A 14150-nucleotide genomic window follows, 5' to 3' on the forward strand; every position below is an offset into this window, starting at 1 on the left:
CCGTGCCAAGCTGTGTCCCATGCCGAACTCCGGGAACCAGGATCTCGCCGACTCCACCGAGCAGGACGGAAGAGCGTCGGCGTCCCCCACGTACCCGCGCCCCCTGGCCCTCCTGGTCGGCCTCCCGGCCCTCCTCTTCGCCCTGATCACCTGGCAGGTGGTCGTGGACGGTCCGCTCGTGGCGGCCGACGAGCGCCTCAGCCGCGTCCTGATCGAGCCCGATCGCTTCTCGGAACTCCTCGCCGACCTCGGCAACGTCCAGGTCGCCGTCCCGGTCCTCGCCGTCGCCCTCGGACACGTCGCGCTGCGGACCCGGCGTACGGCCCGCTGGTGGCTGCCCGTCGCCGCCGCGATCCTCCTCATCGCCCTGGTTCCGGCGCTGGTCATCCCGCTGAAGGACCTCACGGACCGCCCGGGAACTCCGGCCGTCCCGCCGGGCACCGGCTACTACCCCTCGGGCCACACCGCCACGGCCGCCGTCGCCTACGGCTGCGCGACCCTGCTCCTGCTCCCCCTCCTCCGCACGGCACTGGCCCGCCGCGCCCTCGTCGCCGGCTGCACCGCCCTGGTGCTCGGCACGAGCTTCGGCCTGGTCCGCCGCGGCTACCACTGGCCGCTGGACGTGGTGGCCAGCTGGTGTCTGTGTGCGGTGCTGCTCTCCGCCCTGTGGCTGTTCCTCGTACGGACGACGGCCACCGCGCCACCGAGGTAGCCGCCTAACGGTCGTTCTCCGTGGCCAGCCCTGCCGCCGCCTCGTGCATCGCCAGTTCCAGCAGGGCCGGGTCCGTCAGTGTGTCCGAACCGTCCGGGGGGACGAGCCAGCGGACGCCGCCGGGTGAGGAACGGCCGGGATACGGAACGACGATCCAGGTGCCGGGGCCCGCCGTGCGGATGCCCGTGCCGAGCCAGCGGGCCGCGGTGCCCGGCGGCACGAAGAACCCCATGCGCGCGTCGCCGAAGTCGACGAGCACGGGGCCCGGCCGGCCGAGGAAGCGGGTCAGCACGTCGAGCGTGGCGTAGCCGAGTTCGCTGGGCAGGATGAGCACGTCCCAGGCGCTGCCGGCCGGCAGCAGCGTGACCCCGAGCGGGTCGCGTTCCCACTCCCGGCGGCAGGCCTCGGGATCGGGTGCGACGGATGCGAGCCACTCGATCGCCGTCTTCGCCCCTGTCATGAGGAGGACCCCCTTCTTCTCTCTCGTCGACGCGGGCGCGTCACGAGGGAGAAGCAGGTCTCCCGGCGGCATTACGCGAGTTCGGACACCTCGTTGGAGTGAACCGGCTCACCCCCTGCTGGTTCAGCTGTCGAAGCCCAGCCCCAGCCGGTCCATCGTGCGCAGCCACAGGTTGCGGCGTCCGGCCCGGGCGTCCGCTCGGGCCAGGGACCACTTGGTCAGCGCGATGCCGGTCCAGGCGAAGGGCTCGGGCGGGAAGGGCAGGGGCTTCTTGCGGACCATCTCCAGTTCCGTCCGCTCCGTGCGCTCACCGGACAGCAGGTCCAGCATCACGTCGGCGCCGAATCGGGTGGCGCCGACCCCGAGCCCGGTGTACCCGGCCGCGTAGGCCACCTTGCCCTGGTGGGCGGTGCCGAAGAACGCCGAGAAGCGGGAGCAGGTGTCGATGGCGCCGCCCCAGGCGTGCGAGAAGCGGATGCCCTCCAGCTGCGGGAAGCAGGTGAAGAAGTGCCCGGCGAGCTTGGCGTAGGTCTCGGGCCGGTCGTCGTACTCGGCGCGGACGCGGCCGCCGTAGGGGTAGATGGCGTCGTAGCCGCCCCAGAGGACGCGATGGTCGGCGGACAGGCGGAAGTAGTGGAACTGGTTGGCGCTGTCGCCGAGGCCCTGGCGGTTCTTCCAGCCGATCGACTCCAGTTGCGCGGCGTTGAGCGGCTCGGTCATCAGGGCGTAGTCGTAGACCGGCACGGTGTAGGGGCGGACCCGTCTGACCAGGTTCGGGAAGATGTTCGTGCCGAGGGCGACCTGGCGGGCGCGGATCCGGCCGTAGGGGGTGCGTACGGCCATGCCCGCGCCGTACGGCTTCAGGGTCAGGGCGGGGGTGTGCTCGTAGACGCGGACGCCCAGTCGCACACATGCCCGCTTCAGGCCCCAGGCGAGCTTGGCGGGGTGCAGCATGGCGACGCCCCTGCGGTCCCACAGGCCGGCCTGGAAGGTGGGTGAGTTCACTTGCTCCCGTACCTGCTCGGCGTCCAGGTACTCGACGTCCTCGGCCAGGCCCCGGCGGGACATCTCCTCGTGCCAGTCGCGCAGTTCCCATGCCTGGTACGGCTCGGTGGCGACGTCGATCTCGCCGGTGCGTTCGAAGTCGCAGTCGATGGAGTGCCGGGCGACGGCGGCCTCGATCTCGTCGAGGTTGCGGACGCCCAGCCGCTGGAGCGTGTGGATCTCGTCCGGCCAGCGGGCGAGGCCGTTGGGCAGGCCGTGGGTGAGGGAGGCGGCGCAGAAGCCGCCGTTGCGGCCGGAGGCGGCCCAGCCCGCCTCGCGGCCCTCCACCAGCACCACGTCCCGCCCCGGATCGCGCTCCTTGGCGATCAGCGCCGTCCACAGTCCGCTGTAGCCGCCGCCGACGACCAGCAGGTCGCAGGTCTCGGAGGTGGTGAGGGCGGGTTCGGGACGGGGCCGGCCGGGGTCGTCCAGCCAGTACGGGACCGGCTGGGCGTCGGAGAGCGAACGGATCCACTGGTTCATGGCGCTCGGGGCCATGATTTCAACTCCCTACGGGTTATGCCTGCCGTCTGTTGCGGCGGTTGCCGACCGCCATGGAAACCAGGACGAGCAGTACGGCGACGACGAACATGATCGTGCCGATGACATTGATCTGAACGGGCGTTCCGCGCTGCGCCGAGCCCCAGACGAACATGGGGAAGGTGACGGTCGAGCCGGCGTTGAAGTTGGTGATGATGAAGTCGTCGAAGGAGAGGGCGAAGGCGAGCAGCGCGCCCGCCGCGATGCCGGGGGCCACGATCGGCAGGGTGACCCGGACGAAGGTCTGGAACGGGCCCGCGTACAGGTCCCGCGCCGCCTCCTCCAGTCTGGGGTCCATCGACATCACGCGCGCCTTGACGGCCGTGACCACGAAACTCAGGCAGAACATGATGTGCGCGATGAGGATCGTCCAGAAGCCCAGCTGGGCGCCCATGTTGAGGAACAGGGTGAGCAGCGAGGCGGCCATGACGACCTCCGGCATCGCCATCGGCAGGAAGATCAGCGAGTTGACGGCGCCGCGGGCGCGGAAGCGGTAGCGGACCAGCGCGAAGGCGATGAGCGTGCCGAGGAGGGTGGCGCCGAGGGTCGCCCAGACGGCGATCTGGAGGCTGACGGCCAGCGAGCCGCACAGGTCGGAGACGCCGCACGGGTCCTTCCAGGCGTCCAGGGAGAACCGCTGCCACTCGTAGTTGAAGCGCCCCTTCGGTTTGTTGAAGGAGAACACCGTGACGACGACGTTCGGCAGGAGCAGATAGCCGAGGGTCAGCAGTCCCGCGAGGACGACGAGATTTCTTTTCAGCCAGTTGACGAAGGGCATTTAGACCAGATCCTCCGTCCCGGACCTGCGGATGTAGAGGGTGACCATGAGGAGAATGGCCGCCATGAGGATGAAGGAGAGTGCCGCTGCCGTCGGGTAGTCGAGCACTCTGAGGAACTGCGTCTGGATGACGTTTCCGACCATGCGGGTGTCCGTGGAGCCGAGCAGGTCGGCGTTGACGTAGTCGCCGGCCGCCGGGATGAAGGTCAGCAGCGTGCCGGAGACGACACCCGGCATCGACAGCGGGAAGGTGACCTTGCGGAACGTCGTCCAGGGCCGGGCGTACAGGTCCCCCGCCGCCTCGTGGAGCCGGCCGTCGATGCGCTCCAGTGAGGTGTAGAGCGGCAGGATCATGAACGGCAGGAAGTTGTAGGTCAGGCCGCAGATGACCGCAAGCGGGGTGGCCAGCACGCGGTCACCGGCGGTCAGGCCCAGCCAGCTGGTCACGTCCAGGACGTGCAGCGTGTTGAGGGCGCCGACGACCGGGCCGCCGTCCGCGAGGATCGTCTTCCAGGCCAGGGTGCGGATCAGGAAGCTGGTGAAGAACGGCGCGATCACCAGGATCATGATCAGGTTCCGCCATCGGCCCGCGCGGAAGGCGATGAGGTACGCCAGCGGGTAGCCGAGCAGCAGGCACAGGATCGTGGCGGTGCCCGCGTAGAGCACCGACCGGACGAACTGCGGCCAGTAGGCGGACAGCGCGTCCCAGTAGGTGGCGAAGTGCCAGGTGACCTTGTAGCCCTCCTCCAGGGAGCCCGTCTGCACGGACGTGGAGGCCTGGTAGATCATCGGCAGCGCGAAGAAGACGAGCAGCCAGAGGATGCCCGGGAGCAGCAGCCAGTACGGCGTCCAGCGGCCCCTGCGTTTCGGGGGCTTCGGCTCGGGCGCTTCCGGCGCGAGCGGCGGTGGCGCCTCGGTGAGGGTCGTCATCAGGCCGCCTCTTCCACTCCGGCGGAGCCCTCTGTCCCATCAAACACGGACTGGGCGGCGTCGAGCCCGAAGGTGTGGGCCGGGTTCCAGTGCAGGACGACCTCGGCGCCGGGCACCAGGCGGGGGTCGCGGTCGATGTTCTGGGCGTAGACCTCGAAGTCGGAGCAGACCGGGCTGTCGACGACGTACTGCGTGGAGACGCCGATGAAGCTGGAGTCGGCGATCTTCCCGGTGATGCGGTTGCGGCCCGCCGGTATCTCGCCGGCGTCGTCCGCGTGGGTGAGGGAGATCTTCTCCGGGCGGACGCCGACCAGCACCCTGCCGCCGGTGCCGGCGGGGGCCGAACACCGCGACTCGGGCAGGACGAGCTTGCCGCCGCCCGCCTTCAGCACGATCTCGTCGCCGCTCCTCGAGTCGACCTCGGCCTCGATGAAGTTGGAGGTGCCGAGGAAGTTGGCGACGAAGGTGGTGCGCGGGTTCTCGTACAGGCCGGCCGGTGAGCCGAGCTGCTCGACGCGGCCCGCGTTCATCACGGCGACCGTGTCGGCCATGGTCATGGCCTCCTCCTGGTCGTGCGTGACGTGGATGAAGGTGATGCCGACCTCGGTCTGGATGCGCTTGAGCTCCAGCTGCATCTGGCGGCGCAGCTTGAGGTCGAGGGCGCCGAGCGGCTCGTCGAGGAGGAGCACCTTGGGGTGGTTGATCAGCGCCCGGGCCACGGCGACGCGCTGCTGCTGGCCGCCGGAGAGCTGGTGCGGCTTCTTGCGGGCCTGCTCACCGAGCTGGACCAGCTCCAGCATCTCCTCGACCTGCTTCTTCACCGACTTCAGTCCGCGCCTGCGCAGGCCGAAGGCGACGTTCTCGAAGATGTCGAGGTGCGGGAAGAGCGCGTAGGACTGGAAGACCGTGTTCACCGGCCGCTTGTAGGGCGGCAGCGCGGTCACGTCCTGGTCGCCGAGGTGGACCGTGCCCCGGGTGGGCTCCTCCAGCCCGGCGATCATGCGCAGGGTGGTGGTCTTGCCGCAGCCGGAGGCGCCGAGCAGGGCGAAGAAGGAGCCCTGCGGCACGGTCAGGTCGAGCGGGTGGACGGCGGTGAAGGCGCCGTAGGTCTTGGCTATGCCCGTGAGGCGGACGTCGCCGGACGGGTCTGTCTTGATCGTCATGGTGGTCACGCCCCGGTCAGCTTCGCGAACTTCTCTTCGAACTCGGTCTCTTCCTTCGAGCTCAGCGAGCGGAAGGCGTGCGACTTGGCGGCCATGGCCTTGTCGGGGATGATCAGCGGGTTGTTGGCCGCGTCTTCGTCGATCTTCTCCAGCTCGGCCTTCACGCCGTCCACCGGACACACGTAGTTGATGTACGCGGCGAGTTCGGCGGCGGGCTTCGGCTCGTAGTAGAAGTCGATGAGCCGCTCGGCGTTCGTCTTGTGCCGGGCCTTGTTGGGGATCAGCAGGTTGTCGGTCGAGGTCATGTAGCCGCTGTCCGGGATGAGGAAGTCGATGTCGGGGCTGTCCGCCTTGAGCTGGACGACGTCACCGGCCCAGGCGACACAGGCCGCGAAGTCGCCGCTGGTCAGGTCGGAGGTGTAGTCGTTGCCGGTGAAGCGGCGGATCTGGCCTTTGTCGACGGCCTTCTGGAGGCGCGCGATGGCCGCGTCGTAGTCGTCGGCGGTGAAGTCCGCCGGGTCCTTGCCCATGTCGAGCAGCGTCATGCCGACGCTGTCGCGCATCTCCGACAGGAAGCCGACGCGTCCCTTGAGCTTGGGGTTGTCGAGCAGGTCGGACACGGACTTCACCTCGACGCCGTCGAGGGCCTTCTTGTTGTACGCGATGACGGTGGAGATGCCCTGCCAGACGTACGAGTAGGCGCGGCCCGGGTCCCAGTCGGGGCTGCGGAACTGGGCCGACAGGTTGGCGTAGGCGTGCGGCAGGTTGCTCGGGTCGAGTTTCTGCACCCAGCCCAGGCGGATGAGCCGGCCGGCCAGCCAGTCGGTGAGGACGATCAGGTCGCGGCCGGTGTCCTGGCCCGCGGCGAGCTGCGGCTTGATCTTGCCGAAGAACTCGTTGTTGTCGTTGATGTCCTCGGTGTACTTGACCTTGATGCCGGTGCGTTTCGTGAACTGCTCCAGCGTCGGATGGTGCTTGCCGCTGTCGTCGACGTCCATGTACTCGGTCCAGTTGGAGAAGTTCACCGTCTTCTCCTTGGCCGAGCGGTCCTCGGCCGGGACGCCGCCCTGCGACTGTCCGGCCGCCGGGATGCCGCAGGCGCTCAGCGTCCCGAGTCCGCCGGCGGCGAGCGCCCCGCCCGCGGAGGCGCGCAGCAGGGACCGCCGCGTGAGGGCGGCCCTGCCGTTCTTGAAACTGCGCCGCATGGCGGCCACTTGGGCCGGGGAGAGGCGTTCGGGCTCGTACTGCTCCATGCGCGTGGTGCCCTTTCGGAGGGTGGGCGGCCGCTGGTCGGGCGGCCTGGTCCGGCTATCGGTCCCCGAAGACGGTGCGGTGCCAGTCCTTCGCGGCCACCGCGGTGTTGTCGAACATGACGTGCTTGATCTGGGTGTACTCCTCGAACGAGTACGCGGACATGTCCTTGCCGTAGCCGGAGGCCTGGTAGCCGCCGTGCGGCATCTCGCTGATGATCGGGATGTGGTCGTTGACCCACACACAGCCCGCCTTGATCTCCCGGGTGGCCCGGTTCGCCCGGTAGACGTCCCGGCTCCAGGCGGAGGCGGCGAGGCCGTACGGGGTGTCGTTGGCGAGCGCGAGGCCCTCGTCGTCGGTGTCGAAGGGCAGCACGACCAGGACCGGCCCGAAGATCTCCGACTGGACGACCTCGCTGTCCTGCGCCGCGTCGGCGATGAGCGTGGGCCGGTAGTAGGCGCCCTTGGCGAGTTCGCCTCCCGGTGCCTCGCCGCCGGTCACCACGCGCGCGTAGGAACGCGCCCGGTCGACGAAACCGGCGACCCGGTCGCGCTGCGCGTGCGAGATCAGCGGCCCGAGGTCGGTGCCCGCCGCGAAGGGGTCGCCGAGCCGGACGGTCTCCATGAGTGCGGCGGTCCGTGCGACGAATTCCTCGTACAACGGCCGCTGCACGTACGCGCGCGTGGCGGCCGTGCAGTCCTGCCCGGTGTTGATGAGCGCGCCGGCGACCGCGCCGTGGACGGCGGCCTCGAGGTCTGCGTCGTCGAAGACCACGAAGGGCGCCTTGCCGCCGAGCTCCAGGTGGAGCCGCTTGACGGTGGCGGTGGCGATCTCCGCGACGCGCCTGCCGACGGCGGTGGAGCCGGTGAAGGAGGTCATGGCCACGTCCGGGTGGCCGACGAGGTGCTCCCCGGCCTCCCTGCCCGTGCCGGTGACGATGTTGATGACACCGTCCGGGATCCCGGCGTCCGTGGCCGCCCGGGCGAAGAGCAGCGAGGTCAGCGGGGTGAGCTCGGCGGGCTTGAGGACGATGGTGTTGCCCGCCGCGATCGCCGGGAGGATCTTCCATGCGGCCATCTGGAGGGGGTAGTTCCAGGGCGCGATCGACCCGACGACGCCGATGGGCTCGCGCCGGATGTACGAGGTGTGGTCACCGGAGTACTCACCGGCGGACTGCCCCTGGAGATGCCGTGCGGCACCGGCGAAGAAGGCGATGTTGTCGATGGTGCCCGGCACGTCGAACTCACGGGACAGCTTCAGCGGCTTTCCGCACTGGAGCGACTCGGCGCGGGCGAAGTCCTCGGCCCGGTCGGCCAGGACCGCGGCGAACCGGTGCAGGGCGTCGGAACGCTCGCCGGGGGTGGTCGCCGCCCAGCCCGGGAAGGCCTCGCGGGCGGCGGCGACGGCGCGGTCGACGTCGGCCGTGCCCGCCAGCTCGTAGGTGAGGACCTCCTCGCCCGATGCCGGGTCGACGACCGCGTGCGTACGGCCGGAGGTGCCCCTGGTCGGATGGCCCGCGATGAACTGCGCGCCCTCCGCGAAGCGCTCCTGGGCCGGGAATCGGTCCGGGGTGGCGTTGCCCGGGTTGTGCATGTCGCTCTCCTCCGTGTCCCCGCGACGGGGCCCGGCGTGGCTGAGGCTCGATTTGAGTGCCGATCCTGACAGAGGGATGCCACTCCAACAAGGGATTCCGTTGTTGATTTTTGGTTACGCGACGGAATCTGTCGACCAGGTGTCGACTTCGCCGCGAAAAGGCAGGACGGTGTGTCAGTGGTGCGTGCCAGACTCGCGTGCATGGAGAAGATCACGGGGGCGGTCGGGTCCCGGGACGCTCTGATCAGGGCGGACCGGGCCGGCGCGAAGATCGATTATCTGCACTTCTGGGGGCACCGGCCGAGGCCGGACGGCCGGCTCGGGGCGAGCTGTCTGAGCCAGTGGTGGCCGGCGCCGTTCTCGGTGGACGGCGTGGAGTACGCGACGGCCGAGCACTGGATGATGGCCGGCAAGGCCAGGCTGTTCGAGGACGCGGCGGCGGAGCGTGCCGTCCTGGCCGCGACGCATCCCACCCAGGCCAAGCGGGCCGGGCGGCTGGTGCGCGGTTTCGACGAGGCGATATGGGAGCGGGAGCGGTTCCGGATCGTCGTGGAGGGCAGCCTCCACAAGTTCGCCGCGCATCCGGAGCTGCGGGAGTTCCTGCTGAACACGGGTGACCGGGTCCTGGTCGAGGCGAGCCCCCTGGACCGGGTGTGGGGCATCGGGCTGGCCGCTGACGACGAGGCGGCGTCGGATCCGGAGCGGTGGCGGGGGCAGAACCTGCTGGGGTTCGCGCTGATGGCGGCGCGGGAGCGGCTGCGCGCGACATGAGCGCGGGGCCGGTCGCCGGACCGGCCCCGCACCACGGGTTGCGTTCAGGAAGCCCAAGTCCGCTGCGTCGGGCCGGCTGTTTCAGTGGTGGGACGGAGCGACGGCGACGGGGCCCCGGGCGCCGTAGTACGAGTCGTCGTCCGACTGGTCGTTGTTGATCGCGGCCGTGATGCCGACGGCGATCAGGACGATCACCGCGACTCCGAGGAGTATCCCGATGACGCCCATGATCAGACCGGCCTGGGCCTGACCGTGGTTGGTGGCCACGCCGGCCTCGGCGCGCTTACGGCCCTTTATGCCGAAGATGACGGCGAGGATGCCGGTGACCAGGGAGATCACGCCGTACAGGCAGAACAGGGTGCAGGAGACGATGCCGAGCACCATGGCGGCGGTGCCCATGCCGTTCTGGGGGGCCGGGGGCATGCCGGGCCAGCCGTAGCCGCCTTGCGGGTAGCCGGGGTAACCGTAGCCGCCGGTCACTCCGGGGCCGGTGGGGGCGACAGGCGGAGGCGGGACGGCTCCGGGGCCGGTGGGCGGGGTGAAGCCCACGCTCGGCATCGACGTGACCGTGGCCTGGTCGTGGACGGAGGGGGGACCTTGAGTGGGGGGCTGGTGCTTCTCCAGTGACGGCTTGTTCTCCGGGGGTGCCCACGGGTCATGGCCCCCGCCGTCCGGATGTGTCGCGTCCGTCATGGTGTATCCCCCCTGGGTCGATCGTGCCGCCATGCTACGGGGCGGTTCGGTGCGTACCACAGGGCGGGTGCGCAGGGGGTGCCTGCGCCGTTCCTCGCACCCCTGGAAAAGGGCGTTGTACCACGGCATACGATGCATCGGAGTCATCGATCAGCCGATCACCCGCGCCCCGCCCGCCCTGTGCGGGCAGGGGCGCCGTTCCGGGGAGGAACCCTTGACCGAGCACCTCGTCGACCCCCACGCCTCACGCGGCCTGAAGGCCTTCGTCGCCGGACTGCCCAAGGCCGAACTCCATGTGCACCACGTGGGATCCGCCTCCCCCCGGATCGTGTCCGAGCTCGCCGCCCGGCACCCCGACTCCAAAGTCCCGACCGATCCCGCCGCCCTGGTCGACTACTTCACCTTCACCGACTTCGCCCACTTCATCGAGGTGTACCTGTCGGTCGTGGACCTGATCCGCACCCCGGAGGACGTCCGGCTGCTCACCTTCGAGGTGGCCCGTGACCTGGCCCGGCAGCAGGTGCGGTACGCCGAGCTGACCATCACGCCGTTCTCGTCCACCCGCCGCGGTATCGACGAGCGCGCCTTCATGGACGCGATCGAGGACGCCCGCAAGGCGGCCGAGGCCGAGTTCGGGACCGTGCTGCGCTGGTGCTTCGACATCCCCGGCGAGGCGGGTCTGCAGTCCGCGGAGGAGACCATCCGGCTCGCCACCGATGACCGGCTGCGCCCGGAGGGCCTCGTCTCCTTCGGTCTCGGCGGGCCCGAAGTCGGCGTCCCCCGGCCCCAGTTCAAGCCGTACTTCGACCAGGCGATCGCGGCCGGTCTGCACTCCGTGCCGCACGCCGGCGAGACCACCGGCCCGGAGACCGTTTGGGACGCCCTCACCCATCTGCGGGCCGAACGCGTGGGGCACGGCACCAGCTCCGCGAAAGACCCGAAACTCCTCGCCCACCTCGCCGAGCACCGGATACCGCTGGAGGTGTGCCCGACCTCCAACATCGCCACGCGCGCGGTGGCCACACTCGACGAGCACCCGATAAGGGAGTTCGTGGAGGCCGGGGTCATCGTCACGATCAACTCCGACGACCCGCCCATGTTCGGCACCGACCTCGACAACGAGTACGCGGTCGCCGCCCGGCTGCTCGACCTCGACGAGCGAGGGCTGGCCGAGCTGGCGAAGAACGCCGTCGAGGTGTCCTTCCTCGATCCGGCCGGCAAGGCCAGGATCACGGGGGAGATCGACACGTACACCGCGGCGTGGCTCGACCGGTGAGCCCCGTGCCGATCGCCGTGGCGCACCGGGGCGACCCCTACCGCGTCCGCGAGAACACCGTCGCCTCGCTGCGATCCGCGCTCGACCGGGGGGCGGACGCGGTGGAGATCGACGTACGCCTCACCCGGGACGGCGTGCCGGTGCTGCTGCACGACGAGACGCTGAAGCGGCTCTGGGAGCATGAGCGGCCGGTGCTCGCGCTGTCCTGGGAGGAGGTGCGCGGACTGACCGGCGGTGGGGTGCCGACCCTGGCGGAGGCGCTGGCCGCGACCGACGGCCACCGGGTGATGATCGACCTGCCCGGCTCGCCCGGCGTGCCGGCCGTGCGCCGGGTCATGGGGGCCGTACGGGAGTCGGGGGCGGCGGACCGGGTCTACTACTGCGCGGGCGCCGACGCCATGCTCAACGTGCGCGCGGCGGACCCGGCCGCCGAGATCGCCCTCACCTGGACGACCCTGGCCCCGCCCCGGCCCGTCCTGCTGGAGGCGATCCGCCCGCGCTGGCTCAACTACCGCTTCACCCTGGTGGACCGGCCCCTCGCCGAGCGCGTCCACGGCGACGGCTACCTGCTGTCCGTCTGGACCCCCGACACCCGCCGCTCCATGCGACGGCTCCTCCACGCGGGGGTCGACTCGATCACGACCAACCGCATCGGCGTGCTGTCCGCCGCACGCGCGAGCGCCGCGGCACCGTCGCCGGGTCGGCCGGGGCCGAACGCCTGACGTTCTGCGGTGCCCCGGCTGAGCGCGAGCAGCGGCTGGGCGTGCCGCGGCCCCGGACGGAACCGACCGTCCGGGGCCGCGGCACGTGCTGGTCCGCCTACGCGTCCAGCGACGTCATCACGTGCTTGATCCGCGTGTAGTCGTCGAAGCCGTACGCCGACAGGTCCTTGCCGTAGCCGGACTTCTTGAAGCCGCCGTGCGGCATCTCGGCGACCAGCGGGATGTGCGTGTTGATCCACACACAGCCGAAGTCGAGCTTCTTGGACATCCGCATCGCGCGGCCGTGGTCCTTGGTCCACACCGACGAGGCGAGGGCGTACTCGACACCGTTGGCCCACTCGACCGCCTGGTCCTCGTCACGGAAGGACTGGACGGTGATGACCGGGCCGAAGACCTCCTTCTGGATGATCTCGTCGTCCTGCTTCAGGCCCGAGACGACGGTCGGCGCGTAGAAGTAGCCCTTGTCGCCGACCCGCTTGCCGCCGGCCTCCACGCGCGCGTGCGCCGGCAGCCGCTCGATGAACCCCTCGACCTGCTTGAGCTGGTTGGGGTTGTTGAGCGGACCGAACAGCACGTCCTCGTCGTCCGGCTGACCGGTCTTCGTGTCGGCGGCGGCCTTCGCCAGCGCGGAGACGAACTCGTCGTGGATGGACTCGTGGACGAGCACGCGCGTGGCGGCGGTGCAGTCCTGGCCGGCGTTGAAGTAGCCCGCGACGGAGATGTCCTCCACGGCCTTGGCGATGTCGGTGTCCTCGAAGACCACGACCGGGGCCTTGCCGCCCAGCTCCAGGTGGACCCGCTTGACGTCCTTGGAGGCGGACTCGGCGACCTGCATGCCGGCGCGCACCGAGCCGGTGATGGAGGCCATCGCCGGGACCGGGTGCTCGACCATCATGCGGCCGGTCTCGCGGTCACCGCAGATGACGTTGAAGACGCCCTTGGGGACGATCGAGCCGATGATCTCGGCGATGAGGACCGTCGAGGCCGGGGTGGTGTCGGACGGCTTCAGGACGACGGTGTTGCCCGCCGCGAGCGCCGGGGCGAACTTCCACACGGCCATCATCATCGGGTAGTTCCACGGCGCGACCTGCGCGCAGACGCCGACCGGCTCACGGCGCACGATGGAGGTCAGGCCCTCCATGTACTCACCGGCCGAGCGGCCCTCGAGCATCCGCGCCGCGCCCGCGAAGAAGCGGATCTGGTCGACCATCGGCGGGATCTCCTCGGAGCGGGTCAGCCCGACGGGCTTGCCCGTGTTCTCCACCTCGGCCGCGATCAGTTCCTCGGCGCGCTCCTCGAAGGCGTCCGCGATCTTCAGCAGGGCCTTCTGGCGTTCGGCGGGCGTGGTGTCCCGCCAGCCGGGAAAGGCCTCGGCGGCCGCCGCCATCGCGGCGTCCACGTCCGCCTGCCCGGACAGCGGAGCGGTCGCGTACGCCTCGCCCGTCGCGGGATTGACCACCTCGGTGGTCCGTCCGTCGGCGGCGTCCCGGAACTCACCGCCGATGTAGTTGCGCAGACGACGCAGCTCGGTGCTCACTGCCGGCCCTCCAGTTCGGATGTCCAGTACTTGAGACACCCACCCTAGTCGGCCGTCCCACGTTTTCAACACCCCCGCCGCCTTCGATCGTGCGGAATCCGCAGTTGCAGGGGATGCAAACAACGGATTTCATCGATCGCACCTTGCGGAAGTGTCGATCCCTCGTGCACAGTGACTCCGTGGCCAGTCGAAGCGCAGACCAGAAGGACTCCCGCGAGTCGAGGAACGGCGGTCCCCAGCTGGACGCCGTCTCCCTCGCCATCATCGAGCAGCTCCAGGAGGACGGCCGCCGGCCCTACGCCGCCATCGGCAAGGCCGTCGGCCTCTCCGAGGCGGCCGTGCGCCAGCGCGTCCAGAAGCTGCTCGACCAGGGCATGATGCAGATCGTCGCCGTCACGGACCCGCTCACCGTGGGATTCCGCAGACAGGCGATGGTCGGCGTCAACGTCGAGGGCGACGTGGAGTCGGTCGCGGACGCGCTGTCGGCCATGTCCGAATGCGAGTACGTGGTGATGACCGCGGGCTCCTTCGACCTGATGGTGGAGATCGTCTGCGAGGACGACGACCACCTGCTGGAGGTCATCAACAAACGCATCCGGGCCGTCCCCGGCGTGCGCTCCACCGAGAGCTTCGTCTACCTCAAGCTCAAGAAGCAGACCTACATGTGGGGAACCCGATAA

Annotated in this window: 14 protein-coding genes; 5 read left to right on the top strand and 9 right to left on the bottom strand. The window is 70.0% G+C overall.

Annotation, left to right across the window (positions count from 1 at the left end; genetic code table 11):
* Positions 1-19 precede the first annotated feature (19 nt).
* Positions 20-712, top strand: a complete 693-nt coding sequence (locus IE97_RS0104625; protein WP_030231449.1) for a phosphatase PAP2 family protein — start codon at positions 20-22, stop codon at positions 710-712.
* A 4-nt stretch (positions 713-716) separates the two neighbouring features.
* On the opposite strand, the gene IE97_RS0104630 is transcribed toward IE97_RS0104625, so the two are convergent.
* The 7 genes from IE97_RS0104630 to IE97_RS0104660 form a co-directional block, all read right to left on the bottom strand.
* Positions 717-1172 (bottom strand): hypothetical protein, encoded by a 456-nt coding sequence (locus tag IE97_RS0104630; protein WP_030231453.1) that lies wholly within the window; start codon positions 1170-1172, stop codon positions 717-719.
* A gap of 123 nt (positions 1173-1295) precedes the next feature.
* Positions 1296-2714, bottom strand: coding sequence for an NAD(P)/FAD-dependent oxidoreductase (locus tag IE97_RS0104635; RefSeq protein ID WP_030231456.1), 1419 nt, complete (start codon positions 2712-2714; stop codon positions 1296-1298).
* A 19-nt stretch (positions 2715-2733) separates the two neighbouring features.
* A complete protein-coding gene (locus tag IE97_RS0104640; RefSeq protein WP_030231459.1) occupies positions 2734-3534 on the bottom strand; it encodes an ABC transporter permease in 801 nt (266 codons plus the stop codon).
* Positions 3535-4464 (bottom strand): ABC transporter permease, encoded by a 930-nt coding sequence (locus IE97_RS0104645; RefSeq protein ID WP_030231462.1) that lies wholly within the window; start codon positions 4462-4464, stop codon positions 3535-3537.
* Entirely contained in the window at positions 4464-5636 is a 1173-nt protein-coding gene (locus IE97_RS0104650) for an ABC transporter ATP-binding protein (protein ID WP_030231467.1), read from the bottom strand. The genes IE97_RS0104645 and IE97_RS0104650 overlap by 1 nt, the downstream gene beginning before the upstream one ends.
* On the bottom strand, positions 5633-6880 hold the full coding sequence (locus IE97_RS0104655; RefSeq protein ID WP_030231470.1) for a polyamine ABC transporter substrate-binding protein: 1248 nt from the start codon (positions 6878-6880) through the stop codon (positions 5633-5635). Before IE97_RS0104655 ends, IE97_RS0104650 begins: the two co-directional genes overlap by 4 nt.
* 55 nt (positions 6881-6935) lie before the next feature.
* On the bottom strand, positions 6936-8471 hold the full coding sequence (locus tag IE97_RS0104660; RefSeq protein ID WP_030231475.1) for a gamma-aminobutyraldehyde dehydrogenase: 1536 nt from the start codon (positions 8469-8471) through the stop codon (positions 6936-6938).
* Positions 8472-8672: 201 nt separating this feature from the next.
* On the opposite strand from IE97_RS0104660, the gene IE97_RS0104665 reads away from it, so the two are divergent.
* Complete coding sequence (locus IE97_RS0104665) at positions 8673-9242, top strand: NADAR family protein (protein ID WP_037843989.1); 570 nt, start codon at positions 8673-8675, stop codon at positions 9240-9242.
* A gap of 81 nt (positions 9243-9323) precedes the next feature.
* Here the strand turns inward: IE97_RS0104665 and IE97_RS0104670 are convergent, their stop codons facing one another.
* Positions 9324-9935: a DUF4190 domain-containing protein gene (locus IE97_RS0104670; RefSeq protein WP_030231482.1), complete on the bottom strand. Its 612-nt coding sequence runs from the start codon at positions 9933-9935 to the stop codon at positions 9324-9326.
* A gap of 157 nt (positions 9936-10092) precedes the next feature.
* Between IE97_RS0104670 and IE97_RS0104675 the strand changes: the two genes are divergently transcribed.
* Complete coding sequence (locus IE97_RS0104675) at positions 10093-11211, top strand: adenosine deaminase (RefSeq protein ID WP_106975297.1); 1119 nt, start codon at positions 10093-10095, stop codon at positions 11209-11211.
* Positions 11212-11216: 5 nt separating this feature from the next.
* A complete protein-coding gene (locus IE97_RS0104680) occupies positions 11217-11933 on the top strand; it encodes a glycerophosphodiester phosphodiesterase (RefSeq protein ID WP_420706054.1) in 717 nt (238 codons plus the stop codon).
* Positions 11934-12030: 97 nt separating this feature from the next.
* Here the strand turns inward: IE97_RS0104680 and IE97_RS0104685 are convergent, their stop codons facing one another.
* Positions 12031-13470 (bottom strand): gamma-aminobutyraldehyde dehydrogenase, encoded by a 1440-nt coding sequence (locus tag IE97_RS0104685; RefSeq protein WP_030231496.1) that lies wholly within the window; start codon positions 13468-13470, stop codon positions 12031-12033.
* Positions 13471-13634: 164 nt separating this feature from the next.
* Between IE97_RS0104685 and IE97_RS0104690 the strand changes: the two genes are divergently transcribed.
* Positions 13635-14150: an Lrp/AsnC family transcriptional regulator gene (locus IE97_RS0104690; RefSeq protein ID WP_030231500.1), complete on the top strand. Its 516-nt coding sequence runs from the start codon at positions 13635-13637 to the stop codon at positions 14148-14150.

Origin of the sequence: Streptomyces sp. NRRL S-455, assembly GCF_000717875.1 — a bacterium.
Classification (GTDB): Bacteria; Actinomycetota; Actinomycetes; order Streptomycetales; family Streptomycetaceae; genus Streptomyces.

Excerpts from the sequence above, each read along its gene's own strand:
- IE97_RS0104625 (WP_030231449.1), top strand. The coding sequence starts at position 20 with ATGCCGAACTCCGGGAACCAGGATCTCGCCGACTCCACCGAGCAGGAC.
- IE97_RS0104630 (WP_030231453.1), bottom strand. The coding sequence starts at position 1,172 with ATGACAGGGGCGAAGACGGCGATCGAGTGGCTCGCATCCGTCGCACCC.
- IE97_RS0104635 (WP_030231456.1), bottom strand. The coding sequence starts at position 2,714 with ATGGCCCCGAGCGCCATGAACCAGTGGATCCGTTCGCTCTCCGACGCC.
- IE97_RS0104640 (WP_030231459.1), bottom strand. The coding sequence starts at position 3,534 with ATGCCCTTCGTCAACTGGCTGAAAAGAAATCTCGTCGTCCTCGCGGGA.
- IE97_RS0104645 (WP_030231462.1), bottom strand. The coding sequence starts at position 4,464 with ATGACGACCCTCACCGAGGCGCCACCGCCGCTCGCGCCGGAAGCGCCC.
- IE97_RS0104655 (WP_030231470.1), bottom strand. The coding sequence starts at position 6,880 with ATGGAGCAGTACGAGCCCGAACGCCTCTCCCCGGCCCAAGTGGCCGCC.
- IE97_RS0104660 (WP_030231475.1), bottom strand. The coding sequence starts at position 8,471 with ATGCACAACCCGGGCAACGCCACCCCGGACCGATTCCCGGCCCAGGAG.
- IE97_RS0104665 (WP_037843989.1), top strand. The coding sequence starts at position 8,673 with ATGGAGAAGATCACGGGGGCGGTCGGGTCCCGGGACGCTCTGATCAGG.
- IE97_RS0104670 (WP_030231482.1), bottom strand. The coding sequence starts at position 9,935 with ATGACGGACGCGACACATCCGGACGGCGGGGGCCATGACCCGTGGGCA.